The 26034-nt window shown below is 69.1% G+C and carries 26 protein-coding genes and 1 tRNA gene; 11 read left to right on the top strand and 16 right to left on the bottom strand.

Annotation, left to right across the window (positions count from 1 at the left end; all coding sequences use genetic code 11):
- Positions 1-30 precede the first annotated feature (30 nt).
- The 5 genes from XAN126_RS0100740 to XAN126_RS0100720 form a co-directional block, all read right to left on the bottom strand.
- On the bottom strand, positions 31-1557 hold the full coding sequence (locus XAN126_RS0100740) for an acetyl-CoA hydrolase/transferase family protein (protein WP_024276686.1): 1527 nt from the start codon (positions 1555-1557) through the stop codon (positions 31-33).
- Between the two features lie 84 nt (positions 1558-1641).
- On the bottom strand, positions 1642-2394 hold the full coding sequence (locus XAN126_RS0100735) for a DUF429 domain-containing protein (protein ID WP_024276685.1): 753 nt from the start codon (positions 2392-2394) through the stop codon (positions 1642-1644).
- A 4-nt stretch (positions 2395-2398) separates the two neighbouring features.
- A complete protein-coding gene (locus XAN126_RS26725; protein ID WP_024276684.1) occupies positions 2399-3655 on the bottom strand; it encodes an extensin family protein in 1257 nt (418 codons plus the stop codon).
- 240 nt (positions 3656-3895) lie between these two features.
- Positions 3896-4087 carry a NepR family anti-sigma factor gene (locus XAN126_RS25890; RefSeq protein WP_024276683.1) on the bottom strand — a complete coding sequence of 64 codons (192 nt, stop codon included), beginning with the start codon at positions 4085-4087 and terminating at the stop codon, positions 3896-3898.
- A gap of 154 nt (positions 4088-4241) precedes the next feature.
- Positions 4242-4754: a hypothetical protein gene (locus tag XAN126_RS0100720; protein WP_155982185.1), complete on the bottom strand. Its 513-nt coding sequence runs from the start codon at positions 4752-4754 to the stop codon at positions 4242-4244.
- Between the two features lie 89 nt (positions 4755-4843).
- Here XAN126_RS0100720 and XAN126_RS27425 point away from each other — a divergent pair, with 89 nt between their 5' ends.
- Positions 4844-5020 (top strand): DUF1328 domain-containing protein, encoded by a 177-nt coding sequence (locus tag XAN126_RS27425; protein ID WP_024276681.1) that lies wholly within the window; start codon positions 4844-4846, stop codon positions 5018-5020.
- 197 nt (positions 5021-5217) lie between these two features.
- On the opposite strand, the gene XAN126_RS0100710 is transcribed toward XAN126_RS27425, so the two are convergent.
- Positions 5218-5487 (bottom strand): YMGG-like glycine zipper-containing protein, encoded by a 270-nt coding sequence (locus XAN126_RS0100710; RefSeq protein WP_024276680.1) that lies wholly within the window; start codon positions 5485-5487, stop codon positions 5218-5220.
- 117 nt (positions 5488-5604) lie between these two features.
- Positions 5605-6000: a hypothetical protein gene (locus tag XAN126_RS28595; RefSeq protein ID WP_024276679.1), complete on the bottom strand. Its 396-nt coding sequence runs from the start codon at positions 5998-6000 to the stop codon at positions 5605-5607.
- Here XAN126_RS28595 and otsB point away from each other — a divergent pair, their 5' ends adjacent.
- The 3 genes from otsB to XAN126_RS0100690 all read left to right on the top strand — a co-directional run bounded on the left by otsB (position 6001) and on the right by XAN126_RS0100690 (position 8608).
- The gene (gene otsB / locus XAN126_RS0100700; RefSeq protein WP_197023989.1) at positions 6001-6963 is read left to right on the top strand and encodes a trehalose-phosphatase; all 963 of its coding nucleotides are present in this window, start codon (positions 6001-6003) and stop codon (positions 6961-6963) included.
- Between the two features lie 5 nt (positions 6964-6968).
- Positions 6969-8444: an alpha,alpha-trehalose-phosphate synthase (UDP-forming) gene (otsA, locus tag XAN126_RS0100695; protein WP_024276677.1), complete on the top strand. Its 1476-nt coding sequence runs from the start codon at positions 6969-6971 to the stop codon at positions 8442-8444.
- Between the two features lie 77 nt (positions 8445-8521).
- Positions 8522-8608: transfer RNA gene (locus XAN126_RS0100690), tRNA-Leu, on the top strand.
- A 119-nt stretch (positions 8609-8727) separates the two neighbouring features.
- Here the strand turns inward: XAN126_RS0100690 and XAN126_RS0100685 are convergent.
- Positions 8728-9252: a heme-binding protein gene (locus tag XAN126_RS0100685; RefSeq protein ID WP_029876533.1), complete on the bottom strand. Its 525-nt coding sequence runs from the start codon at positions 9250-9252 to the stop codon at positions 8728-8730.
- A 187-nt stretch (positions 9253-9439) separates the two neighbouring features.
- On the opposite strand from XAN126_RS0100685, the gene XAN126_RS0100680 reads away from it, so the two are divergent.
- Together XAN126_RS0100680 and edd are read left to right on the top strand one after the other, a co-directional pair.
- Positions 9440-9874: a pyridoxamine 5'-phosphate oxidase family protein gene (locus XAN126_RS0100680; protein WP_024276675.1), complete on the top strand. Its 435-nt coding sequence runs from the start codon at positions 9440-9442 to the stop codon at positions 9872-9874.
- Between the two features lie 64 nt (positions 9875-9938).
- A complete protein-coding gene (edd, locus tag XAN126_RS0100675; protein WP_024276674.1) occupies positions 9939-11774 on the top strand; it encodes a phosphogluconate dehydratase in 1836 nt (611 codons plus the stop codon).
- Between the two features lie 15 nt (positions 11775-11789).
- Here the strand turns inward: edd and XAN126_RS0100670 are convergent, their stop codons facing one another.
- From XAN126_RS0100670 to XAN126_RS0100640, 7 genes are all read right to left on the bottom strand, one after another.
- Entirely contained in the window at positions 11790-13115 is a 1326-nt protein-coding gene (locus tag XAN126_RS0100670; RefSeq protein WP_024276673.1) for a folylpolyglutamate synthase/dihydrofolate synthase family protein, read from the bottom strand.
- A gap of 51 nt (positions 13116-13166) precedes the next feature.
- Complete coding sequence (accD, locus tag XAN126_RS0100665; RefSeq protein WP_024276672.1) at positions 13167-14060, bottom strand: acetyl-CoA carboxylase, carboxyltransferase subunit beta; 894 nt, start codon at positions 14058-14060, stop codon at positions 13167-13169.
- A 153-nt stretch (positions 14061-14213) separates the two neighbouring features.
- On the bottom strand, positions 14214-15041 hold the full coding sequence (gene trpA, locus XAN126_RS0100660; protein ID WP_024276671.1) for a tryptophan synthase subunit alpha: 828 nt from the start codon (positions 15039-15041) through the stop codon (positions 14214-14216).
- 29 nt (positions 15042-15070) lie between these two features.
- A complete protein-coding gene (locus XAN126_RS0100655) occupies positions 15071-15412 on the bottom strand; it encodes a hypothetical protein (protein ID WP_029876532.1) in 342 nt (113 codons plus the stop codon).
- A gap of 2 nt (positions 15413-15414) precedes the next feature.
- Entirely contained in the window at positions 15415-16632 is a 1218-nt protein-coding gene (trpB, locus tag XAN126_RS0100650; RefSeq protein ID WP_024276669.1) for a tryptophan synthase subunit beta, read from the bottom strand.
- Positions 16629-17333, bottom strand: coding sequence for a phosphoribosylanthranilate isomerase (locus tag XAN126_RS0100645; RefSeq protein ID WP_024276668.1), 705 nt, complete (start codon positions 17331-17333; stop codon positions 16629-16631). Before XAN126_RS0100645 ends, trpB begins: the two co-directional genes overlap by 4 nt.
- A 103-nt stretch (positions 17334-17436) precedes the next feature.
- The gene (locus XAN126_RS0100640; RefSeq protein WP_029556210.1) at positions 17437-18423 is read right to left on the bottom strand and encodes a complex I NDUFA9 subunit family protein; all 987 of its coding nucleotides are present in this window, start codon (positions 18421-18423) and stop codon (positions 17437-17439) included.
- A gap of 305 nt (positions 18424-18728) precedes the next feature.
- Between XAN126_RS0100640 and rpsT the strand changes: the two genes are divergently transcribed.
- The 5 genes from rpsT (at position 18729) to XAN126_RS0100615 (ending at position 24850) form a co-directional block, all read left to right on the top strand.
- The gene (gene rpsT / locus XAN126_RS0100635) at positions 18729-18995 is read left to right on the top strand and encodes a 30S ribosomal protein S20 (protein WP_024276666.1); all 267 of its coding nucleotides are present in this window, start codon (positions 18729-18731) and stop codon (positions 18993-18995) included.
- A gap of 1110 nt (positions 18996-20105) precedes the next feature.
- Entirely contained in the window at positions 20106-21557 is a 1452-nt protein-coding gene (dnaA, locus tag XAN126_RS0100630; RefSeq protein WP_051460716.1) for a chromosomal replication initiator protein DnaA, read from the top strand.
- Positions 21558-21888: 331 nt separating this feature from the next.
- Positions 21889-23007, top strand: coding sequence for a DNA polymerase III subunit beta (gene dnaN / locus XAN126_RS0100625; protein WP_024276664.1), 1119 nt, complete (start codon positions 21889-21891; stop codon positions 23005-23007).
- 77 nt (positions 23008-23084) lie between these two features.
- Positions 23085-24233 carry a DNA replication/repair protein RecF gene (gene recF, locus XAN126_RS0100620; RefSeq protein WP_024276663.1) on the top strand — a complete coding sequence of 383 codons (1149 nt, stop codon included), beginning with the start codon at positions 23085-23087 and terminating at the stop codon, positions 24231-24233.
- A gap of 77 nt (positions 24234-24310) precedes the next feature.
- On the top strand, positions 24311-24850 hold the full coding sequence (locus XAN126_RS0100615) for a GNAT family N-acetyltransferase (protein WP_024276662.1): 540 nt from the start codon (positions 24311-24313) through the stop codon (positions 24848-24850).
- A gap of 3 nt (positions 24851-24853) precedes the next feature.
- On the opposite strand, the gene argB is transcribed toward XAN126_RS0100615, so the two are convergent.
- Positions 24854-25759 (bottom strand): acetylglutamate kinase, encoded by a 906-nt coding sequence (gene argB / locus XAN126_RS0100610; RefSeq protein ID WP_029876530.1) that lies wholly within the window; start codon positions 25757-25759, stop codon positions 24854-24856.
- Between the last annotated feature and the right edge of the window lie 275 nt (positions 25760-26034).

The raw sequence follows: 26034 nt of genomic DNA, 5'->3' as shown, positions 1-26034 counted from the left end.
AGCGGCGGCACGGTGACGCCGCCGTGGCGCTCAGGCGATCTTCCGTGTCATTTCCGGGAGCATGGTACCCTCCTCCCGCGCCCGCACATGCCAGGCGAGGGCCTCCTCGATGATGTGCGGGGTGTGCCCGCCGCGCGCCGTGGCCCGCTCGAAATAGTCCGACAGCGCATCGCGATAGAGCGGATGGACGCAATTGGCGATGACGACGCGCGCCCGCTCGCGGGGGGCCAGCTCGCGCAGGTCCGCAAGGCCGACCTCGGTGACGAGGATGTCCACGTCATGCTCGGTGTGGTCCACATGGCTCACCATGGGCACCACGGAGGAGAGCGCCCCGCCCTTGGCGATGGACTTGGTGACGAACACTGACAGATAAGCGTTGCGGGCGAAATCGCCGGAGCCGCCGATGCCGTTCATCATGTGGGTGCCGCCCACATGGGTGGAATTGACGTTGCCGTAGAGGTCGAATTCCAGCGCCGTGTTGATGCCGATGAGGCCGAGGCGGCGGATGATCTCGGGATGGTTGGAAATCTCCTGCGGCCGCAGGATGAGGCGCGACTTGTAGTCGGTGATGCGCGGCATCACCTGGTCGTACTTCGGCTTCGACAGGGTGATGGACGAGCCCGAGGCGAAGTTCAGCTTGCCGGCGTCGAACAGGTCGAAGGTCGAATCCTGGAGCACCTCGGAATACATGGTGAGGTCTGAGAACGGGCTCTCGATGAAGCCGTGCATCACCGCGTTGGCGATGGTGCCGATGCCGGCCTGCAGCGGCTGCAGGCGGTTCGTCATGCGGCCGAGCTTCACCTCGTGCTTCAGGAACGCCATGAGATGGCCGGCGATGGCGGCAGTCTCGGGGTCCGGCGGCAGCACGTTGGAGGCGGAATCCAGCTTCCGCGTCACCACGATGGCGGCGATCTTCTCCGGGTCGACGGGAATGAAGGGCAGGCCCACCCGGCTTTCCGGCGTCACCACCGGGATCGGCTCGCGGAACGGGCGGCGGGTGGGGATGTAGATGTCGTGCAGCCCTTCCAGTTCCGCGGGCTGGGTAAGGTTGATCTCCACGATCACCTTCTTCGCCAGGATGGCGAAGGTGGCCGAATTGCCCACCGAGGTGGTGGGAATGATGCCGCCGGACGCGGTGATGCCCACCGCCTCGATCACCGCCACGTCGATGGGGCCGAGCTGGTTGGTGCGCAGGTGCTCCACCGTCTCGGACAGATGCTGGTCCACGAACATCACCTCGCCGGCGTTGATCGCCTTGCGCAGCGCGGGGTCGGACTGGAACGGGATGCGGCGGGAGAGCAGGTGGGCTTCCGCCATCTGCTTGTCGAGGTCGTTGCCCAGCGAGGCGCCGGTGATGAGGGTGATGCGCAGCGGCTCGCCGCGCGCATGGGCGGCATTGGCGCGGGCGGCCAGCGCCATGGGCACGGCCTTCGCCTCGCCGGCGCGGGTGAAGCCGCTCATGCCCACGATCATGCCGTCGCCGATGAGCGCCGCGGCCTCCTCGGCCGGGACGATCCTGTCACGCAAGGACGAGAGGCGGATGCGGTTCTCGGGCATGTCGGCAATTCCGTCGTGGAGACAATCCCTTGCGCATAGCGAGGCGCGCAGGGCCACCGGAATTCGACTTAAAGGGAAGGCGGCTCAGGCGGTGATGGCCACTGGCAGGCCGAAGCAATCGCGCTCCGGCGGATCGGGGAAGCGCAAGGCGTTGCCCTCGAACACTCTTTTGGCGGTGACGGCGCAGGCGCAGGCATCCACCAGATCGTCGAGCCCTGCGCCCAGCGCAGCCGCGGTCTTCGCATTTAGCAGATCGATTGGCACGCCCGCGCGGGCGAGGAGGCCGATGCGCAGGTCGAGACCGGGCGGGTACGGCCGGCTCTTCACCTTCTTCGCCACCTCGAGCGGCGCGCCGTTCATGATGCGGAACGACATCTCCGGGTGGCATTCGACGAGCCGGTCCCGCAGTTCCGGCCGGCGCAGCAGCAGATCGTCCAGCTCGGCGATCTTGGGGAAGAGGCTGAAGCACTGGATGGAGACCTTGCGCGGCGGGCTCGAATGCGCGAGCGCCGCGGCGCAGGCGGCGGAAAAGCGCGCCTTTTCGTCCCCCGGCCCCATCCCGGCCATGACCGCCGCCCGGGCCGGCACGGCGAACACCGAGGATTGCCGCGCGCCGAGCAGCGGCCGCACCGCCCGCTCCGCGCTGCGCCCGCCGATCTCGCCGGTTTCGGGAAGGCCGATGGGCATGTCCACGCAGGCGATGGCGGGGGCGTCCGGCGCGTCGAACAGCGCTTCCACCCGCGCCACCCGGATCAGGTCGAGCCGGCCGGCGCCGTCCCACCGGGCGACCACCCAGCCGCCGCGGCAGCCGTCGATGCCGGCGAGACGCGGGGTCATGACCTCAGTCCTCGCCGGCCTTGGCCTTGGGCAGGGGGATGGTGGAGGGCTGCGGGATCGGCGCCGCGTAGTATTTGCGCTTGATGGAGCCGGTCTCGGGATTGCTGGACGCGGCGGACGACACCGGGACGCCCTGCGGCCCCACCTGCCAGCCCGGCGGCAGGCCGCCCTTCTGCGGCGCTGACGGCGGAGGGGCGGGCGGCGGCGCTGACGCACGCGCGGCGGCGGGAGCCGGGGCACCGCCCACGGCGCCGGGGGGATAATTGGAGGGCGGATAGTTCGAGGGCGGATAGCTGGACGGCGGATATCCGGCGGGCGGGGGCGGCGCCGGCGAGGCGACGATCGGCGCTCGCGCGGCCTCGACCGGCGGCAAGGCGGGCGGCAGGGAGGGCGGCGGCTCGGCCTCGACCGGCGCCGGCTGCGGCGCGGCCCGCGGCCCGCCGAACAAAGTGGAGAAGAAGGAGGGCTGCTCCGCCGGGGCCGAGACCTGCTGCGGCGCCGGGGCATAGACGGGGGGCGCTTCCGCCACCGGCGCGCTGGGCTCGGCCGAAGCCATCGGCGGCGCCTTGGTCGGCATGGGCGGGGCCGGCATCGGGCGGGGCGCCGGCTTGCAGATGGTCCGCCCCTTGGCGTGGCGCATCAGGTCCACATGGATGTGGTCGTAGTGGAAGATGTTGGAGCCCGGCGCGAGCACCGTGGTGAAGCGCTCGCAGGCACCGGCCTGCACCTGCAGCAGGAAGCCGCGCTCCTCCGGCGTGCCCTTCCAGCCGTTCTTCACGCTGATCCAGCGGCCGTCCGCCGTGCGGAAGCCGCCGATGTCGAGGGCGTTGCCGAACGCATGCTCGGAAATCTTGGCGTTGGGATCGCCGTTCATGCCACGGCAGGAATAGGCCGACATCTGGCTGATGGCGACGATGGGCTGGCCGAGCCACGCCAGCGCCGCCGGCTGCACCACGTCCTGCACCCACATGTCCACCTGGTAGATCACCGGGCAGGCGAGCTTGCCGGCCGGCTCCAGCACCACATTGCCCTGCGCCAGCGCGCTCACGCGGAACGGGTGGTCCATGCCGCAGGCGCCGGGGCCCTGGACGGCGGGAAGCGGCTCCATGAAGACGGACGGGACCACTCCCTTGGCCGCAAGGCATTGCTCCTCGGCCTGGGAGCGCCACGAATCGCGCTCCTCCAGGCCGAAGCGACAGCCCGAGAGGGCGCCGGCCAGAAGGAGGAGGGCGAGGAAGATGCGGGGCGTGTCGCGCGACATGGCCCCACCTTGCGGAGCCCGCCTTGCAAAGGGGTTAAAGCACGCCGCCAAATACCGCAAAAGGAGCCGCAGCCCCTTGAAAAGACAGAACCCCACGCCCTTCCGCTACGCGATATCGCGGCGGAGGGATGGGGTTCGCAAGCGGGCGAAAATGGACGCAGACCGGCCGAGCGGCCGGTCGGGACCCTTGAACCTGGCGCGGCCTGAAGGGGAGAGACCTCCCCCGCCTCAGTCCTTGCCTCAGTCCTTCTTGGGCTCGGCCTTGGCGTCGGCGTCCGGCTCGCGTTCCTCGAAGGCTGCCTGAAGACGGGCGGCGAGGCTCTGCAGCTCGTCCGGCATGTCTTCCTGGGTGTAATCGTCGAACAGTTGGCGCAGCTCGCGGCCCAGCAGATCCTGACGGGCGGAGATGTCGCGGCGGTGAGGCGTTCGCATGCCGCCTGCCTCTTTCTGATGCTGCGTCGTCATGGGGGTGTCGAGGGGGCCTTGGAAGCGTGCCGATCGCATGGCTAAGGTCTTCTGACAGACGCGGGCGGCCTCAGGATGGGACACGTCCACGTGCGTTGCAATAAGGTTCTGAACGCGGGCCTCAATCACGATAGAGTCGCGACAGATGTCCGGTATCAGGGTCGGTATGCGGGCCGGCCGCGTCCACGTCCGGTCCGTCATCCACGTCGTGCCGCTTGTCGGAGCCGTCGAACGCCGCCTGGATTTCCTTGAGCAGGCGCCGCTCCTCGTCCACCACCCGCGCGCGGCGCGGGGGAAAATCGCGTCGGCTCTCGCCGGGGCCGAATTCCACCGGATCATAGCCGTGCGGCGCGGCATCGAGGCCCGGGGGCAAAACCCCGCCGTCCCGCGCATCGTCTTCCGGTACGTTACCTTGCGCGCCCGCGTTCCGCATGGCGGAGCCGCCCGGCAGGGGTTCGTTTCGCAATCCGCTCATCCGCGCCTCCTCCTGCGTCTCCAGATCGCCGAGAAAACGCGAGGGGTGGGGATTTGTTCCACGCCCGCGACTCGAAACGTCCCGCCCCTCGACGTGTGCGGGAATCAGCGCCGCAGGGGGAACAAGCGGGGCCATTGGGCAGTTGACGATGCGCGTCACACTTCAACGCCAAAAGCTGAACGATATCAAAAGTGTCTTCAGCGGGCGGCGCACGTCATTCGAACACTCAAAGGCAAGGAGACACGGCCATGCTGAGCTGGGCGATTACCTTTCTCATCGTCGCGCTGATCGCCGCGGTCCTGGGCTTCGGCGGCATCGCGGGTACGGCCATCGAAATCGCGAAGATCATCTTCTTCGTCGCGATCGTCCTGTTCCTCATCTCCGCGGTGATGGGACTGATGCGCCGGGGCCGAGGCCCGGTCTGATCCAGCCGAGGGCGCAAAAGAACAGGGCGGTCCGGAGGGGTCCCGGGCCGCCCTGAAGTCACTTGGAGATGGCTCCAGTGATAGTTTGCTAAGGTAAAGGCACCGCTAACGACCCCCGCCCGGACCATAGGGCCCCCAAACAAAAAGGCGCCCGGTTGGGCGCCTTTCGGTTGTTCAGCAGTACCGTTTCGTGCCGCTCAGGGGCACTGCACGCGATAGCGGTTGCCGTAGGCGTCGCGCGCCCAGCAGGCGCGGGGGGTGGTCTCGGCGCCGATGATGGCACCCGTGCCCGCGCCGATGAGGCCGCCGACGAGGGCGCCCGTGCCGGTGCCCGTGGCGGCGGCACCGATCAGCGCACCGGTACCGGCGCCGATCGCAGCACCACCCACCGCGCGATCCTGCCGCGAATATTCGCTGCAACCGCCGAGGGCGAGTGCCATCACGCCAATCATGAGAGCCGCTTTCATCTCGTTCTCCCTTGCCCTGCCGGCAGCATGCCGGACATCCATCCTGCCCCCTGCCCCGTCTGGGAACACGAGGGCGAAACAGCGCGCCTGACGGCCCGAGGGGTCAGGCCCGCCACACTATTCGACCACGGGCGCAGCAGCCTTGTGCTCGCCATCGCGGGCCTTGCCGCGGGCGGACCGTCGTCCGCACGACGTTACGGCATATAGCATGCACCCTACCCCGACGCCCACAGCCACCGCCGCGACGATCACCGGCACCGCCGACGTTTCCGAACGAAAGGGGCGATGCGGCAGTGCGGGCAGGTGTCGGCGAATGCTGTCCAGGGACAGGCTGGGCAGAGATTCCGCCCGCTCCGCCACCCAGTCCTGCGCATCGGACGCGACATCCGAGGCCATGCGGCCCCACTCGCGCTCCCGCTTGTGGAACGACGACTGGAGATGGTCGAGCTCATCCCTCAACGCCGCAACGCGCCGGGAAAACCCGTCGGTCGAAGTCCTGTGCATGCCGAACATATGCTGTCTCCCGTGACGCCGAGACGAACGCTGCCGAACCGCTCCGGTTCCGTCGAACGAAGCCGAAGCCAAGCTGTTTGCCGCTTCCTGTGGCGGTATTGGGTCGAAGCGGAGGTGGAACCGTGGCGCCCCGGCGGCGTTACGTTACCGGAATTTGAAAAGGCCACGTCCGTGTTTGGAATGCTCAAGGGACCGTTTTTCGCGGTGAATTCAGAACTTCCGGGGGCCTTCGTGGTCCTCGATCCTGCGACTCACGCCTTCTTCCTCGATGTGGACGGGACGCTGATCGACATTGCCGAGCGACCCGAGGCCGTGGTGGTCCCCCCCGGCCTACCCGAGACCCTGATGGCCCTCGCGGAGGGGGCCAATGGCGCGCTGGCGCTCGTCAGCGGACGCTCGCTCGCCTCGCTCGACGCACTGTTCGGCGCCGACAGGTTCGCCGCCGCGGGCGTCCATGGCGCCGAAATTCGCCTCTCCGCCGGTGGGCCCTCCGATCGCGCGCCCGCCCTCCATGAGGACCTCCGGCACGCGTTGCGCGCGACGGCAGCCGAGTTCGAGGGCGTGTTCGCCGAGGACAAGGAATACGCGGTCGCCATCCACTACCGCGCGCACCCGGAAGTCGCGCCGGTGCTGAAGCGCGCGCTGACCGAGGTGGTCGGCCAGATCAGCGGCATCGAGATCATGCCCGGCCATTGCGTGTTCGAAGTGCGCCGGAAAGGCATCGACAAGGGCGCCGCCGTCGAGCGCTTCATGGCCTCCCCGCCCTTCGCCGGCCGCCGCCCGGTCTTCATCGGCGACGACGTCACCGACGAGGCCGGGTTCCGGGCCGCGAACCGGGCGGGCGGCATTGCCGTCGCGGTCGGCGCGCCGCGCGACGGCGCTCACACAATCCTGCCGGACCCGCGCGCGGTCCGTGCCCTCATCACCCACCTCGCGGCCGAGCCGCGACAACGAAGGAGGTGACCTCAGTGTCCCGCATCGTGGTCGTATCGAACCGAGTGGCCCTCCCCCAGAAGTCCGGTGCGCCGGCCGGGGGACTCGCCGTCGCCGTCAACGCCGCCCTCAAGGATCGCGGCGGGATCTGGTTCGGCTGGAGCGGGCGCATCGCACCGGACCCCTCCGATACGCCCCAGGCGACGAAACATGCGGGCGTCACCTATGCCGTGGTGGACCTCACCAACGAGGACTACCAGGAATATTACAACGGCTTCGCCAACCGGGTGCTGTGGCCGGTGCTGCACTACCGGGTGGACCTGTCGGAATTCTACCGCTCGGATCTCTCCGGCTACATCCGCGTCAACCGGATGTTCGCGGATCACCTGGAGAAGATCATCCGCCCGGACGACATCTTGTGGATCCACGACTACCACATGATGCCGCTGGCCAAATATCTCCGGGAGCGCGGCCACAACAACCGCATCGGCTTCTTCCTGCACATCCCCATGCCGCCGGCGGACATCATCCAGGCCCTGCCGCAGCACGCCGACACCGTGGGGGCGCTGGCCCATTACGATCTGGTCGGCTTCCAGACCGAGGGCGACCGGGAGAATTTCGCCCGCTATCTCGAGACCCGCGGCGGCCAGACGACGCCCGACGGCAACGGCTGCGACATCGGCGGCCGGCGCGTGCGCCTCGGCACCTTTCCCGTGGGCATCGAGACCGGCGCCTTTGCGCGGCGGGCGCGGCACGCCAGCCGCACCCGCTTCGTGAAGGCGTTCGACGAGAGCCTCTCCGGCCGCAAGCTCATCATCGGCGTGGACCGGCTGGACTATTCCAAGGGCATCCCCAACCGGCTGGACGCCTACGACCAGTTCCTGCGCACCCAGCCGGACTGGCACGACCGCGTGACCTTCGTGCAGATCACGCCCAAGAGCCGCACCGACGTGCCCGAATATCAGGACATGGACCGGAGCGTGTCCCACCGGGCGGGGCAGATCAACGGCGCCTACTCGGATGTTTCCTGGACGCCGCTGCGCTATGTGAACCGCACCTATTCGCGCTCCGCCCTCGCCGGCTTCTACCGCCGCGCCGACGTGGCGCTGGTGACGCCGCTGCGTGACGGCATGAACCTCGTCGCCAAGGAATTCGTGGCGGCGCAGGACCCGGCCGATCCCGGCGTGCTGGTCCTGTCCCAGTTCGCCGGGGCCGCGAGTGAACTCGGGAACGGGGCGCTGATCGTCAACCCGCACGACACCGAGGGCGTCGCCGTCACCCTGCGCCGGGCGCTGGAGATGCCGCTGGCGGAGCGGCGCGAGCGCCACCGCCGGATGATGCGGGTGCTCGAAGAGCACGACATCAACCGCTGGGCCGAGGACTATCTGGCGGCGCTGGAACCCGACCCGCAGCCGGAGCGCCGCGACATCGCCTTGCCCCGCGCGGCGATGCGCAGCGTGGTGCGCCTGCCGGTGGGCTGGGGATCGAGCGCGCTGCCGCGCGGTGCATGAGTATAGCGAGCGGCGGGGATATCTCCGCCGCTTTCCTGTTGGCGCCCGGCCGGCAAGCCTATAAAGAGGCTTCGGCTGCGGGCGTGGCGGAACTGGTAGACGCAGCGGACTCAAAATCCGCCGTCCTCACGGATATGTCGGTTCGAGTCCGACCGCCCGCACCATCTTTGCTCACGCAATGCCGCCGACCAACCCATCGCGCTTTGCTTGCGCGATGCCGCCCGCAAACCCATCGCGCGGGTTCGCCTCCGCTCCGCTCTGGCGCACCAATCCCTTCATCCCGTCAGTGCGTGTTGGCGCGATCCGCGATGGCCGCGAGGCCGACGCTGGCGCAGGCCTCGTCCTTGTCGCCGCCCGGCGCCCCGCCGACGCCGATGGCGGCGACGATCTCGTTGCCGTGCATGACCGCCACGCCACCCGCCAACGCGATCACGTTGGGAATGGTGGTGAGCGAGGAGCCCGCGCCGCCGGGATATTTGGCGACGATCTCCGCGAACGCGCTCGACCGGTCGAACTTGAAGATCGGGCCGAGGGTCGCCACCGTGTAGGCCTTGCGGAAGGCGGTGTCCGGCGTGTGGACCGTGGCGTGGTCGGCCTTCAGCGTGGCCTTCACGAGGCCCGACGCATCGACCACCGTCGCAGTGACCGGCCAGCCCTTGGCCTCGCATGCCTTCACCGCCGCCGTCGCCGCCTCGACCGCGAGACCGAGCGGCAGCGCATATCCGCTGTAGCCCACCTGCGCCGCGGCGGGGACGACCCAGCCGGTAGCCACAAGCAGGAGGGCGGCGACCATCGTCCTTGCTTTCATGATGCGTCCTTTCGTGGCGTGCGCGCGGCGACGCTTTGTAACCTTTATATTTATATTTTTAAGGTTACATGGCGACCGTAACTTGTCAACGTCGCCGAATGCGGTTTCACCCCTCCGGCGCCCGCCCGCCTGAACCAAACCGCCCCGCCGGCATTGACTGCAGGACACAAGCGGGAGCGACGACGCCATGGCCGAGATGACGCTGGACGAAGTGGTGGAGAAGATGCGCGACATCGATTTCACCACCCTCTTCACCAAGAGCGAGGGCGGCGCGCTGGCCGGGCGGCCCATGAGCAACAACGGCGACGTGGACTATGACGGCAGCAGCTTCTTCTTCGCGCAGGAGGATGCCCGCGCGGTGAGCGAGATCGCCCGCGATCCCAATGTGGGCCTCGCCCTTCAGGGCACGAGCGGCATCCTCGGCCAGCGCCCCTTCTTCGTCACCGTGGAAGGCAAGGCGCAGATCATCCGCGACAAGACCGCCTTCGAACCGCGCTGGACCTCCGATCTCGATCGCTGGTTCCCCGCCGGCATCGACACGCCGGGCCTCGTGCTCATCAAGGTCGAGGCGCAGCGCCTCCACTGGTGGAACGGCGAGGACGAGGGCGAAGTCGTCCTTTAGAACAGGCCCAACCCTTGCGCTGGGCGTCGCTCAGGGTGGAGGATCGCCGCAAGGAGGAGCCCCCATGGCCGCACAGCACATGCTCGACGCCCGCGTCGGCGAGATAACGGAGCGCATCGTCAGGCGCAGCCACGACGCGCGGCGCCGCTATCTCGACCGCATCGAGGCGGCAGCCCAGCGCCGGCCCCAGCGCCAGGCCCTGGGCTGCGCCAACCAGGCCCACGGCTTCGCCGCCTGCGGCCCCTCCGACAAGGCTATGCTGCGGGCGGGGGAAGGCCCTTCGCTGGGCATCGTCACCGCCTATAACGACATGCTCTCGGCCCACCGGCCCTATGAGCGCTATCCCGAGCTGCTGCGCGAGGCGGCCCGCGAGGCCGGCGGTGCGGCGCTGGTGGCGGGCGGCGTGCCGGCCATGTGCGACGGCATCACCCAGGGCGAAGCGGGGATGGAATTGTCCCTCTTTTCCCGCGAGGTGATCGCCCTCTCCACCGCCGTGGCTCTCTCACATCAGACGTTCGATGCCGCCGTCTTCCTCGGCATCTGCGACAAGATCGTGCCCGGCCTCGTCATCGGCGCGCTGTCGTTCGGCCATCTGCCGGCGGTGTTCATCCCCTCCGGACCCATGACCAGCGGCCTGCCCAACAACGAGAAGTCCCGCATCCGTCAGCTGTACGCGGAGGGCAAGGTCGGGCGCGACGCGCTGCTGGAGGCGGAGAGCCTGTCCTACCACGGCCGCGGCACCTGCACCTTCTACGGCACCGCCAACACCAACCAGATGCTCATGGAGATCATGGGCCTGCATCTGCCCGGCGCCTCTTTCGTGACGCCGGACACGCCGCTGCGCGATGCCCTGACCAAGGCCGCCGCCCAGCGCGCGCTCGCCATCACCGCGCTCGGCAACGATCATATCCCCGCCGGCCGGATGCTGGACGAGAAGGCGTTCGTGAACGGCATCGTCGGCCTCCACGCCACCGGCGGCTCCACCAATCACACGCTGCACCTCGTCGCCATGGCGGCGGCGGCGGGCATCGCCTTGAGCTGGGACGATTTCTCGGCGCTCGCCGAGGTGACGCCTCTGCTCGCCCGCGTCTATCCCAATGGCTCGGCGGACGTGAACCACTTCCATGCGGCCGGCGGCGTGCCCTTCGTGGTGCGCGAACTGCTGTCCGCCGGCCTGCTGCACGCCGATGCCGAGACTATCCTCGGCCGGGGGCTTGAGGCCTATACCCGCGAGCCGGTGCTGGCGCCCGACGGTTCCCTCGACTGGCGGGACGGGGCGACGACCAGCGGCGACGACAAGGTGCTGCGCGGCGTCGCGGCACCGTTCCAGGCCACAGGCGGGCTCAAGGTGCTGGACGGCAGCCTCGGCCGGGCGGTCATCAAGACCTCGGCGGTGGCGCCGGAGCGCCATGTGATCGAGGCGCCGGCCAAGGTCTTCCATTCGCAGGAGGAGCTTCAGGCGGCCTTCAAGGCGGGCGAACTGACCGGCGATCTCGTCGCCGTCGTGCGCTTCCAGGGCCCAAAGGCCAACGGCATGCCGGAATTGCACAAGCTCATGCCGCCCCTCGGCGTGCTGCAGGATCGCGGGCAGCGGGTGGCCCTCGTCACCGACGGCCGCCTCTCCGGCGCGTCCGGCAAGGTGCCGGCTGCCATCCATGTCACGCCGGAGGCGCTGGATGGCGGCGCCATCGCCCGCATCCGCGACGGCGACATGATCCGGGTCGATGCGGTGACGGGCCGGCTGGAAGTGCTGGTCCCGCCCGGCGAGTGGGCGGCCCGGCCCAGCGCCACGGCCGATCTCTCCGCCAACCATGTGGGCGTCGGGCGCGAATTGTTCGCCCCCTTCCGCGCCGCCGTGGGCGAGGCGGAGAACGGGGCGTCGATCTTCGCGGCGGTGTGAGGGGCGCGCAGGGCCTCAGCCCAGCGCCGTCCCGTTGGCGGCGAGCACCGCGCCTGCCAGATAGAGCGAGCCGGCAATGAGCACGCGCGGCGGCGGCACGACCGCCTCGCGGGCGATGCTGTCGAGGGCGCTGCCCACATCGCGCGCCACGCTCGCTTTCATTCCGAGGCTGACGGCGGCAGCCGCCACGTCCTCCGGCTTCAGGCCCGCATGCTCGCCGGGCACCGGCACCGCGATGGCCTCGCGCACGAGGCCGGCGAAGGGCTGGAGGAAGCCGGTGACATCCTTGGTGCCGAGCATGCCGAGGATGAGCACGAGGGGCCGCGAATAGCGCTCCTCCAGCTCGCACAGGGCATGGGCGAGGGCGGCGCCGCCGGCGGCGTTGTGCCCGCCGTCGAGCCACAATTCCACGCCGGCCGGAGCGCGGGCGGAGAGCGGGCCGGGCGCGAGCCGCTGGAGGCGCGCCGGCCAGTCGGCCCGCAGGATGCCCGCATCATGGGCGGCGGGCAGCTTCACCGCGCGCAGGGCGGCGACGGCGAGGCCCGCATTGTCGATCTGGTGCGGCCCGACGAGGCGCGGGCGCGGCAGGTCGAGCAGGCCGTCCTCGTCCGCATAGACGAGCCGCCCCCCCTCCTCCTGCACGTTCCACTGCTGGCCGCGCACGAACAAGGGCGCGAGCTTCTTCGCCGCCGCCCGCTCGATCACGGCGAGCGCCTCCGGCGACTGGGCGCCGGTCACGACGGGGCAGCGCGGCTTGATGATGCCCGCCTTCTCCCCCGCGATGGCCTCCACCGAGGAGCCGAGGAAGTCCACATGGTCGATGGAGACCGGCGTGATGACGCTGGCCAGCGGCTTATCCACCACGTTGGTGGCGTCGAGCCGGCCGCCGAGGCCCACCTCCAGCAGCAGCACGTCCGCCGGATGCTCGGCGAACAGCAGGAAGCCCGCCGCCGTGGTGATCTCGAACAAGGTGATGGGGGCGCCGGCATTGGCCACCTCCGCCCGGTCGAGGGCATCGGCCAGCGCCGCGTCGGAGACGAGCCGCCCGCCACCCGGCGCGCCCAGGCGGATGCGCTCGTTGAAACGCACCAGATGCGGCGAGGTGTAGACGTGCACGCTCTGGCCGGCCGCCTCCAGCATCCCGCGCATGAAGGCGATGGTGGAGCCCTTGCCGTTGGTGCCGGCGACGTGGATCACCTTCGGCAGGCGCCGCTCGGGATGGCCGAGCGCCTCCAGCAGACGCTCCATCCGCGAGAGGGACAGGTCGATCTTCTTCGGGTGAAGCGCGGCGAGGCGGGAGAGAATCTCGTCCGTGGCGCGGGCGGGCAGGGGCAGTGCCATGGTGCGTCGAGCCGGGAGCCCCCACGGGAGGGGCCCGCGATCAGGCCTCCCTCACGCCGCCTGCGGGCGCGGCAGCCGGCCCTTGGGCGGCAGTGCCGGCGCCTTGGTCAGCATCCGGCACAGGCGGCCCAGCGTGTCGCGCATCTCGTGGCGGTGCACCACCATGTCGAGCATGCCGTGTTCGCGCAGATATTCGGCGCGCTGGAAGCCGTCGGGCAGCTTCTCGCGGATAGTCTGCTCGATCACGCGCGGGCCGGCGAAGCCGATCAGCGCGCCGGGCTCGGCGATCTGGATGTCACCCAGCATGGCATAGGAGGCGGTGACGCCGCCCGTGGTCGGGTTGGTGAGCACGACGATGTAGGGCTTCTTCGCCTCGCGCAGCTCCTGGATGGCCGCCGTGGTGCGCGGCATCTGCATGAGGGAGAGGATGCCCTCCTGCATGCGCGCGCCGCCGGAGGCCGCGAACATGATGAAGGGCGTACCGCGCTCGGCGGCCGTCTCCAGCCCCTTCACCACCGCCTCGCCGGCGGCCATGCCGAGCGAGCCGCCCATGAAGCCGAAATCCTGCACGGCGATGGTGACGGGCAGCTCGGTGAGCAGGCCGGTCGCCACCTTCACCGCGTCCTGGTAGCCGGTCTTGGTGCGGGCGTCCTTCAGGCGGTCCACATAGCGGCGCTCGTCGCGGAACTTGAGCGGGTCGATCGCCACCTCGGGAAGGGTGACTTCCTCATAGGCGCCGTCGTCGAAGGTATTCTTCAGCCGCGTCACCGCGTCCATGCGCATGTGGTAGCCGGACGCCGGGATGACGTAGAGGTTCGCCTCCAGATCCTTGTGAAACACCATCTGCCCGGTCTCCGGGCACTTGACCCAGAGGTTTTCGGGCACCTCGCGCCGCGCCAGGAAGTCGCGGATCTTCGGGCGGACGACGTTGGAAATCCAGTTCACGGGATCATCTCCGGTACGGAGGGGCGCGGCGCCGCGCTGCGGCGCACATAGTCCCCCCTCCGCCCTAATGGCAAGTCTGACACGGCGAAAGTACGGCGATCACCGCTGTTGCGGTCGATCATACCACCTTGCTGCCGTTGCGGCGAAGCCGGCTCAGCGCCGCACGCCGCGCACCGCCTCGGCCAGCTCGCTGACGAGGGCTTCCACGCCGATCACGGTGTTGGACGTGGCCTTGCCCTCCTCGTCCAGGGTGCGGCGCACCACTTCCACCAGCGCCGAGCCGACGACCACCGCATCGGCGCCCTGCGCGATGGCGGCCGCCTGTTCCGGGGTCTTCACGCCGAAGCCGACCGCCACGGGCAGCTCGGTATGGCTCTTGATGCGCGCCACGGCGGTGGCCACCGCGTTCGCATCCGGCGTCGCCGCGCCGGTGATGCCGGTGATGGAGACGTAGTAGACAAAGCCCGCGGTGTTCGCGAGCACGGTGGGCAGGCGCTTGTCGTCGGTGGTGGGGGTGGCGAGGCGGATGAAGTCCAGCCCCGCATTGAGCGCCGGGATGCACAGTTCGTCGTCCTCCTCCGGCGGCAGGTCCACCACGATCAGCCCGTCCACCCCGGCGACCTTGGCGTCGATGAGGAAGCGCTCCACGCCAAAGACGTAGATGGGGTTGAAATAGCCCATCAGCACCACCGGCGTGGTCTGGTCCTCGCCGCGGAAGGCGGCGACCATTTCCAGCGTCTTGGCCAGCGTCTGCCCACCCTTGAGCGCGCGCAGCCCCGCCGCCTGGATGGCCGGGCCGTCGGCCATGGGATCGGTGAAGGGCACCCCCAGCTCGATCACGTCGGCCCCCGCGCCCGGCAGCGCCTTGAGGATGGCGAGCGAGGTCTCCCCGTCCGGATCGCCGGCGGTGATGAAGGTGACGAGGCCCGGCCGCCCCTCTTCCTTGAGGGCGGCGAAGCGGTCGGAGATGCGGGTGGTCATGGGCTTGCCTGGATGAGAGGAGACGCGGACTATTTCTGTCCGGCCAGCGTGCAAGTGGCGCTGGTGGCGCTCGTGCCGCCGAGGAAGCGCACCTGGTCGGTGCCGGTGACGCCGCCGACGATGGAGAACAGCGTGGTGGAAGCTTTGCCGAGGGCGCGCTTGCCGGCGAAGAACTCGCAGGTCACCTTCACCTCGGCCGCCGTGGCGGTGCCCGTGTTCTTCACCGCCACCGAGACATAGGCCCCGGCGGCGTCGGTGTAGATCTTGCCCGGCGTCAGTTCGAGGTCGGCCGCCTGCGCACCGCCAAGGGTGAGCACGACCGCCGCCGTGGCGATCAAGGACGACACGACTTTCCCGCAGATGCTCTTCATGGTCACGCCCCCAGACGAGTCCCGAGTATCTCCGCCACCTGGGGGACGTCCTTGTCCCCGCGGCCGGAAAGGTTGACGACCATCAGGTGGTCCGCCGGCAGCTTGGGCGCCAGCTCGATCACCTTGGCGATGGCATGGGCCGATTCCAGCGCCGGAATGATGCCCTCGAGCCGCGTGAGCAGCTGGAAGGCGTCCAGTGCCTCCTGGTCGGTGCAGTTGAGATAGGTGACGCGGCCCACGTCGTTCAGCCAGGAATGCTCCGGCCCGATGCCGGGATAGTCGAGGCCGGCCGAGATGGAATGGGCCTCGGTGATCTGGCCGTCGTCGTCCATGAGCAGATAGGTGCGGTTGCCGTGCAGCACGCCCGGGCGACCGCCGGCGATGGACGCCGCATGCTCGTGGGTGTCGATGCCGCGGCCCGCCGCCTCCACGCCGTAGATCGCGACGCCCGGATCGTCGAGGAAGGGGTGGAACAGGCCCATGGCATTCGACCCGCCGCCGACGCAGGCGAAGAGGCTGTCGGGCAGGCGCCCCTCCATCTCCAGCATCTGCTCGCGGGTCTCGCGGCCGATGATGGACTGGAAGTCGCGCACCATGGCCGGATAGGGGTGCGGGCCGGCCACCGTGCCGATGCAGTAGAAGGTGTCGTGGACGTTGGTCACCCAGTCGCGGAGCGCCTCGTTCATGGCGTCCTTGAGGGTGCGCGAGCCGGACTGCACCGGCACCACCTCTGCGCCCAGCATCTTCATGCGGAACACGTTGGGGGCCTGACGCTCCACGTCCACCGCGCCCATATAGACCACGCACTTCAGGCCGAAGCGGGCGCACATGGTGGCGGTGGCGACGCCGTGCTGGCCGGCGCCGGTCTCGGCGATGATCCGCTCCTTGCCCATGCGGCGGGCGAGCATGATCTGGCCGAGCACGTTGTTCACCTTGTGGGAGCCGGTGTGGTTCAGCTCCTCGCGCTTCAGATAGACCTTGGCGCCGCCGAGATGGTTGGTGAGGCGCTCGGCGAAATAGAGCGGCGAGGGGCGGCCCACATAATGGGTGAGGTAGCCGGCCATCTCCGCGTGGTAGGCGGGATCGACCTTGGCCGCCTCGTAGGCCTTTTCCAGCTCCAGGATGAGCGGCATCAGCGTCTCGGCGACGAAGCGGCCGCCATGGATGCCGAAATGGCCGCGGTGATCGGGGCCGGTGCGATAGGAATTGAGAACGGTCACGACGCGCGGGCCTTCGATAGGGGGTCTTGCAAGGATGAGGTGGATGCGGCGCGCCTCGCCGCAGCGACGAAGGCACGGATCTTGTCGGGACTTTTCACGCCGGGCGCGTCCTCCACGCCAGACGATACGTCCACGCCGTCCATCCGGACCAATCCGAGGGCCTGCGGCACGTTGTCGGCGGTAAGGCCTCCGGAAAGCATGAGAGGCCGGTTGACGTCAAGGCCGGCGACCAGCGCCCAGTCGAACGGTCGGCCGTTGCCGCCGGGCAGAAGCGCCCCCGGATCGGGCTTGGCGTCGAACAGGATGCGGTCGGCTACCGCCGCATAGGCGGGCAGGACGGCGAGGTCCTCGCGGCGGGCGACCGGCAGCGCCTTCATCACCGGCAGGCCGAAGCGCGCCTTGATGTCGGCGACGCGCTCGGGCGTCTCGTGGCCGTGCAGCTGGAGAATGTCCGGCGAAAACGCCGCGATCACGTCCTGAAGGAACGCGTCGTCCGGGTCCACCAGCAGCGCCACCTTGCCGGCGCGGCCGGCGACGCGGGCCACGAGGGCCGGCGCGTCGGCAAGCGCGAGGTGGCGCGGGCTCTTGGGGAAATGGACGAAGCCGACGAGATCGGCGCCCGCATCGAGGGCGGCCTCAAGCGCATCCGCCGTGCGGATGCCGCAGATCTTGACCTCGAAGCGCCTGTCGTCGCGAGCCATGGAGTGAACCTGGGGGTGCCGGTCGTGAACCTTCACACCGTAGAGGTGAGGGCCGCCATTTCAACGGCCCTCGCGATGCGTCGGGAAGGGACCGGCGTGCCGGTCAGGTCTCGACGCGGGTGAACTGCCCCGCCTTGCGGAACCGCCAGAGATAGGTCGGCAGCACCACCGCGAGGGAGGTGGGGGTGAGATCGAGGCCGGCCAGCGTCCGGCCCTCGGCGATCGCGGCCTGCGACACCACGTTGTCCGAGCGCAGCATGTCCACCTGATCGACGGTGAGGGGCGCGCCGGGGGCCCACTGGGTGAGCTTGGCCATGAAGGAGGCGAGGCCGAACGGCAGGTCCACCAGAACCCGCTTGGCGCCGATCTCGGCGAGCATCAGCTCCATCAGCTCGCGGAAGGTGCGCACCTCGGGGCCGCCCAGCTCATAGGTGGTGCCGGCCTTGGCCTTGCCGTCCACCGCGGCGAGCACGGCGGCAGCCACGTCGCCGGCGAACACCGGCTGGAACTTGGTGACGCCGCCGCCGATCAGCGGCAGCGCCGGGGAGAGACGGGCCATGGCGGCGAAGCGGTTGAAGAACTCATCCTCCTGCCCGAACACCACGGAGGGGCGGAAGATCACCGCGTCCGGCACCGTGGCGCGCACGACGGCCTCGCCGGCCGCCTTGCTGCGGCCGTAGCCGGAGGGGGAATTGGCATCGGCGCCGATGGCCGACAGATGCACCAGCGGCACGCCCTGCGCGGCGGTCGCGGCGGCGACCGCGCGGGCACCGAAGGCGTGCACGGCATCGAAGCTCTGCCGGCCGCCCTCGGCCAGCACGCCCACGAGATTCACCACCGCCTCGGCGCCGTCCACGGCGCGGGCGACGCTCTCGGGATAGCGCACATTGGCCTGGGAAATCTGGATCTGGCCGACGAAGCCCAGCGGCTGGAGAAAGCCGGCCAGTTCCGGCCGGCGCACGGCGACGCGCACGCGATAGCCGCGCATGGCCAGCGCCCGCACCACATGCCGGCCGAGAAAGCCGGAGCCGCCGAAGACCGTCACCAGGCTGTCGTTCACCGGACGATCGGTCACCGTCACATCGCTCATGCCGAACCCCCGCCTTGATACGCCGCGCCGGCCTCGGCCTTGCGCGCCGCCGGCATGCCTTCGTGCCGGCATGCCATATATAGAGTGCGCGCAGCACATACGCGATGCCGGCGGGTTCCGTAAAGCCGCCAAGGTGCCACGTCGTGTACGACTTTTCCGTCCAACGTGTTGACGCGGGAGCCGCGCGACCGTATAAGCCCGCCACTTAGCTGGCGGCATGGGCTGCCGGCTTGTTCACTCATTCATGCGCGACGCGAAGTGGCCAGATGGCCGCGCCGCCGGGCGCGAACCAGCAAGGACGGCCGATGGCCAATACGCCTTCCGCCAAAAAGGCGGTCCGCAAGATCGAGCGTCGCACCGAGGTCAACCGGTCTCGCCGGTCTCGCGTGCGCACCTATCTGCGCAAGCTCGAAGATGCGCTCGCCACCGGCGACGCCACGGCCGCTTCCGCTGCCTTCAAGGCGGCCGAGCCGGAAATCATGCGCGCCGTCACCAAGGGCGTCATTCACAAGAACACGGCGTCCCGCAAGGTGTCCCGCCTTGCCGCCCGCGTGAAGAAGCTCAGCGCTTGATTTAGATCAATCAAGCAGACTGACTTATCTTGAAGGCCCGGCTCTGCCGGGCCTTTTTGCTTTGGACTGGCCGCAGAGATCTTCAGCCAGACTGTTGCGCGCGGACCCCGATTCTCTGACCCCGTCAAGGGCGCGGCGGCCGGAAACGCGGCAAAGGGCGCGGTTTTTTCCAGCCAGGCTGGCCGCTGCGGGGGCAATCCGGACCGATCAGAAAAACCCGATCCGCGAGAACGGCTTAGAGGCCAAAGGGTGGAACACGCCAAAGCGGCCCCTTTGAAGGAGTATTGGATAACCGTGTTTCCTTACGTGGCGGGGCGCCGCACTTCCTGCGCCGACTTCGTGAATCTCATTGTCGCGACAGAGGTTTGCCGGCTGAACGCAAGGTCGGAGGTGTGGCGCGGGCGCACCGGCTTTTACCCGCTATCCCCCCGCCGGGGTCAAAGGCGTTGCACCCCCCAAACCGGCTGTGTATGTTCAACCTCACTCCGGGAGCGACCCTGGGGTTCACCGATAGAATGAAGTTTTCACGGCTCTTCGTGGATGAGGAGGGGATGTATCGTGTCTGAATTCGTTCACGCACCCCTCGTCTTCGGCCGTATTCGTAATCTGCGTTACCTTCATTCGTTGGAGCTATGCTAAGGGCGGACATCTGATCCGCCTAAAGGCATCTACGAGACCAAACAAAAAACTGGTTCATTCCAACACCCGTCGATGGTTGGCATCGTCGGAGATGGGGCGGCTATGACTTCGGGCACATGCGCGGCAGCGGACACAGGAACAGGTCCCTCGATCTCTTCGGCTACGCGTTGCGTTCGAGCCTGCCGGAGCGCTGTGCTCCATTTCAGTTGCGCCCCGCCGCCCAGCTACGGCAAGGACCGCGCATGACGGTGCGTTGAACCCGTTGCGCTGATGCCGTGGGTGCCTTAGCACCCGTTTCCGAAACTCCCCACGAGACAAAGGCCGCGCTGCCCGCCCCAGGGCGCGGACGGCTTTTGCGTCTCCAACCAGGGAACCGCCTTTCGCGCGGTCGCGATCCTTATGCTCAAGCCTCATGCGCCGGTTACCGCGCGCACCGTTCCTTTTCAGTCAGCCCTTGCGGAGGCCGTCGAGATGGATTGCGCGTCGAACCCCAGCGCTCCCTCGGCCCCGTGGGATCGGGTGCTCCAGCGGCTGCGCGAGGAGATCGGCGAAGAGAAGTTCACCAGCTGGTTCGCCCGCATGGACCTCGACGCGCTGACGTCGGACGTGGTGCGCCTGTCGGTGCCCACGCGATTCCTGAAGTCTTGGATTCAAGAGAATTATCTGCCGCGCATCGCCGACATCTGGGCGGAAGAGAGCGGCGCGCGCCGCCGTGTCGATCTCGCCGTGCGCAACGCCTTCGCGCGCCCCGTGGCGCTGAAGGCCTCGGCCCCGCGCGAGGTGGTGAGCGAGCGCACCGAGCGTCCCGTCGAGACGAAGCCGGCCCCCCGTGCCTCCGAGGCGCGCGGCGAGGTCCGGGAGACGGGCGGCGACGTCGCGTCCGGCTCGCCGCTCGACCCGCGCCTGACGTTTGAATCGTTCGTGGTGGGCAAGTCCAACTCGCTGGCGTTCGCCGCCGCGCGCAAGGTGGCCGAGACCCCCAGCGGCGCCGCGCCCGTCTACAATCCGCTCTATCTCCACGCGGCCGTCGGCCTCGGCAAGACGCACCTTCTCCAGGCCGTGGCCCGCGCCGGCGCCGCTCATGGCCGGCGCACCACGTACCTGACCGCCGAGCGCTTCATGTACGGCTTCGTGTCGGCGCTGAAGTCCCATTCGGCCATCGCCTTCAAGGATACGCTGCGCACCATCGACACGCTGGTGATCGATGATCTCCAGTTCCTGAAGGGCAACAATCTCCAGCAGGAATTCTGCCACACCCTCAATGCCTTGCTGGATGGCGGGCGGCAGGTGGTGCTGGCGGCCGACTGCCTTCCCGGTGAGCTTGAGCACCTGGACGAGCGCGTGCGCTCCCGCCTTGCCGGCGGTCTCGTGGTGGATCTTGCGCCGCTGGAGGAGGACCTGCGCCTACAGATCCTGAAGTCGCGCTACCAGACCCTCGCCGAGCAGCACCAGGGATTCGCTGTGCCGGCGCCGGTGCTGGAATTCCTCGCCCGCAGCGTCGGCCAGTCCGGCCGCGACCTCGACGGCGCGCTGAACAAGCTGCTCGCCTTCAACCAGCTCACCGGCGAACCGGTGACGCTCGACATGGCGGAAAATGCGGTCAAGGACCTCATCCGCCCGACCGATCCCAAGCGCGTGCGGGTGGACGACATCCTGCGGGTGGTCGCCAAGCACTACAACGTCTCGCGCGCCGACCTCCTGTCCCAGCGCCGCACCGCGACGGTGGTGAAGCCGCGGCAGATCGCCATGTATCTCGCCAAGACGCTCACCCTGCGCTCCCTGCCCGAGATCGGCCGCCGCTTCGGCGGACGCGACCACACCACCGTGCTCCATGCGGTGCGCAAGATCGACGGGCTCGTCGCCACCGACCGCGCGCTGGCCGACGAGATCGAGGTGTTGAAGCGGCTCGCCCTCGAAAGCTGAGTCTGCCTCAGGGGCAGGACGAAGGGGCGGCGCCGCACCGGTGCCGCCGGTATGCCCCGCGAAAAACCCCCGCTTCAGAAAATCTCCCCGCCAACCCTTGCCTTGCGCCCCCCGGGGCGGCAATGTCGGCGGCCCGGCGCCCGTTCCATCGGGTGCCAGACGGCGGCTTGCGCCGTCGCGCCACGCCACACCGGCGCACGCGCCCCTCGCCCGCACGACGGATGAGGGGATCTGCGGGCGTCATCCTTAGAATGTCGAGGCGGACCCACCGGCGGGACATCGGATCCCGCGGCAGGCCGGCTCCGAAGCGAAGAGTGAACGGGCCAGGACGATGAAGGTCACCGTCGAGCGCGCCGAGCTTCTGAAATCGCTCAGCCACGTGCACCGTGTCGTCGAACGGCGCAACACCATCCCGATCCTCGCCAACGTGCTCATCAAGGCGGCCAAGGGCACGCTGGAGCTGAAGGCCACCGACCTCGACCTGGAAGTGGTCGAGAGCGTGCCGGCCGAGACCGGGCAGCCGGGCGCCACCACCGTGCCGGCCCACGTGCTCTACGACATCGTGCGCAAATTGCCCGATGGCGCGCAGGTGCAGCTGGAAGCCGGCGGCGAGCGCGGCACCCTCACGGTGCGCGCCTCCCGCGCCCGATTCTCGCTGCAGACCCTGCCGGAAGCCGATTTCCCGGATCTCGCGGCGGGCGAATTCTCCCACACCTTCAAGGTCAAGGGTGCGGAGTTCCGCCGCCTGGTGGACAAGACCCAGTTCGCCATCTCCACCGAGGAGACGCGCTATTATCTCAACGGCATCTACCTGCATGTGACTGATGCGGGCGGCAAGCCGATGCTGCGCGCCGTCGCCACCGATGGCCACCGCCTCGCCCAGGCGGAGCTGGAAGCTCCCTCCGGCTCGCAGGGCCTGCCGGGCGTGATCGTGCCGCGCAAGACCGTCGCCGAGATCCAGAAGCTGCTGGAGGACAAGGAGGCGGAGGCCACCATCTCCTTGTCCGCCACCAAGATCCGCGTGCAGGTGGGCGCCATCGTGCTCACCTCCAAGCTGATCGACGGCACCTTCCCGGACTATGGCCGGGTGATTCCCCAGGGCAACGACAAGACCCTCATCGTCGACAAGGACGAGTTCGCCGCCGCCGTGGACCGCGTGTCCACCGTGTCGAGCGAGCGCGGCCGCGCGGTGAAGCTGTCGCTGGGCGACGGCAAGTTGACCCTGTCCGTCACCAATCCCGATTCGGGCAGCGCCACCGAGGAGCTGGAGGTAGACTACACCGCCGAGCCTCTCGATATCGGCTTCAACTCCCGCTACCTCTTGGACATCACCTCCCAGCTCGAAGGCGACACGGCCGAGCTGAAGCTCGCCGATCCCGGCTCGCCCACCCTGGTGCGCGATTCCACCAAGACGGATGCGCTCTACGTCCTCATGCCCATGCGCGTTTGAGACTGCGGGTGTGAGGCGCACAAGGGCCTGTCCGGCAGCCGGCCCGGCGGTCCTGACGCCGCGGCGATCGTGACACCATGCTCCACGCCGCCATCCTGAAGCTGTCGCTCACCGCTTTCCGCTCCTATCCGGCGGCGCAGGTGGCGGTGGAGGCGCGCGCCATCGTTCTCACCGGGCCGAACGGAGCCGGCAAGACCAACATCCTCGAAGCCCTCTCCTTCCTCTCCCCCGGCCGCGGCCTGCGCCGGGCGCAGCTCGCCGACGTGGGCCACCGCCCGCCCGGAGCCGACGCGCCGGACGCGGACGGTGCGCCCTGGGCGGTCTCCGCCTTCATCGAGGGCGCGCTGGGCGAGGTGCGCCTCGGCACCGGCTATGATCCGGCGCAGGAAGGCGGGCAGCGGCGCTGCCGCATCGACGGCGAGGCCGTGCCCTCGGCCAACGCCTTCCTCGATCATCTCAAGGTGCTCTGGCTGACGCCTGAGATGGACGGCCTGTTCCTCGGCCCGCCCGGCGACCGCCGCCGTTATCTCGACCGGCTGGTGCTGGCGGTGGATGCCTCCCACGGCACACGGGTCAACGGCCTCGAACGCGCCCTGCGCTCGCGCAACCGGCTGCTGGAGGAGAACGGTTCCGCCCGCTTCCTCGATGCGGTGGAGCACGAGGTCGCCGAGCTGGCGGTGGCGGTGGCCGCCGCGCGGCTGGAGACGGTGGCGCGGCTCTCGGCCGAGATCGCCGCCCATCGCGACGAGGCCTCCCCCTTCCCCTTCGCCGAACTCGCCCTCGACGGCGCCGTGGAGCGCCTCATCGCGCAGCATCCGGCGCTGGAGGTGGAGGACCGCTATCGCGCGCTGCTGCGCGACAATCGCCCGCGGGATCGCGCGGCCGGGCGCACGCTGGAGGGCCCCCATCTCACCGATTTGTCGGTGAGCCATGGCGAGAAGCGCCTGCCCGCCGCGCGCTGCTCCACCGGCGAGCAGAAATCCCTGCTGATCGGCCTCACTCTGTCCCACGCCCGGCTGGTGGGGAGCATGCAGGGCCTGTCCCCGCTGCTGCTGCTGGACGACGTGGTGGCCTATCTCGATTCCGAGCGCCGCGCCGGCCTGTTCGAGGCGCTGGCCCGCCTCGGGGCGCAGGTCTGGATGACCGGGGCCGACCCCTCCGCCTTCGCTGCGCTGGAGACGGCGGCGCGCTTCACCGTCGCACCGGGCACGATCACGCGGGCCTGAACGGACAGCAAGAACGGACGACAAGCTTGAACGGACGACAAGCTTGGCGGATGCGCTGCGGCGGCTTAAAAGAGGGTATGCCGATCCGTCCCGCGACCCCTTCCGATATTCCCGCCATCACCGCCATCTATGACGAGGCGGTCCGCAACGGCACCGCCTCCTTCGAGCTGGAACCGCCGGGACCGGAGGAAATGGCCCGCCGCCAGGCCGCCCTCATGGACGGCGGCTATCCCTATCTCGTGCTGGAAGAGGACGGGAAAGTGCTGGGCTATGCCTATGCCAGCGCCTTCCGTCCGCGCGTCGCCTATCGCTACACGGTGGAGAATTCCATCTATGTGGACGAGGCGGCCCGGGGCCGAAAGGTCGGCCGCCGGCTGCTGGAAGCGCTCATCACCGAGTGCGAGGCGCTGGGCTTCCGCCAGATGGTGGCGGTGATCGGCGACAGCGGCAATGCCGGCTCCATCGCCCTGCACCGCGCCTGCGGCTTCGGCTCCATTGGCACCCTGCCGGCCACCGGCCTCAAGTTCGGCCGGTGGATCGATACGGTGCTGATGCAGCGCGCCCTCGGGGAGGGCGCGACCACCATTCCGGCGGACGCAGACCTCCTCAAGGGGTGAACGTCAGCGGGTAATCAGCGTGCCGGCGCCGTGGTCGGTGAGCAGCTCCAGCAGCACCGCGTGGGGCACTTTGCCGTCGAGAATCACGACGCCCTCCACCCCCTTCTCCAGAGCGTAGATGCAGGTCTCCACCTTGGGGATCATGCCCCCGGAGATGGTGCCGTCGGCGATCAGCGCATGGGCCTCGGCGATGGTGAGCCGCGGGATCAGCTGCTTGTTCTTGTCGAGCACGCCCGGCACGTCGGTGAGCAGCAGGAAGCGCTTGGCCCCGAGCGCGCCGGCGATGGCGCCGGCGAAGGTGTCGGCGTTGACGTTGTAGGTGCCACCGTCCACCGCCGCCGCCACCGGGGCCAGCACGGGAATCAGCTCGCGGCCGAGGATCTGGTCGAGCACGGTGGTGTCCACGGTGTCGGGCTCGCCGACGAAGCCGAGGTCCACCTCCTGCGCGTCATCGCCGCCGGAAGAAACCACCACACGGTTCGCCTTGCGGGCGCGCACCATGTTGCCGTCCTTGCCGCATAAACCGATGGCCTTGCCGCCCGCCTCGTTGATGAAGCCGACGATCTGCTTGTTGATGGAGCCGGCCAGCACCATCTCGACGATCTCGACCGTCGCCTTGTCGGTGATGCGCAGGCCCGCCGCGAATTCGGACTTGATGCCGAGCTTGCTGAGCATGGCGCCGATCTGCGGCCCGCCGCCGTGCACCACCACCGGATTGATGCCCGACTGCTCCATGAGCACGATGTCGGAGGCGAAGGTGCGCGCCACGTCCTCGCTGCCCATGGCGTGGCCGCCGTATTTCACCACGACGATCGCATCGTCATAGCGCTGCATGTGCGGCAGCGCCCGCGCCAGCACTTCGGCCTCGTGCTGGGCTTCCGACACGGACTGGGAATGGGGCTCGGTCATGGGGGGCTCGCAGATGGATGCTCGCGGGGGCACGGCGGTGGGGCCGCCGGGCGGCGCCCTTCTAGCGGTTTCCCTCGTGCGGTGAAAGGTCCGCTCGCGGCGCGGCCGGGACAGGCCGGTGCGGAAATCTCGTCGGCCGGGCTTCCTTCCCTCGCGAAAAGGTGATGAGAAGCAGTCCCGGCCGACACAATGGCGGCGTCAACTACCGTCACCGGTTCGCCCGCCACAGCCCTCGCCCCGCCGTAGCTCCAGCCGCCGCCAGAGAGACCCGGCCT

Origin of the sequence: Xanthobacter sp. 126, from assembly GCF_000526175.1 — a bacterium.
Classification (GTDB): Bacteria; Pseudomonadota; Alphaproteobacteria; order Rhizobiales; family Xanthobacteraceae; genus Xanthobacter; species Xanthobacter aminoxidans.
This window is presented reverse-complemented; position numbering and strand designations above follow the sequence as displayed.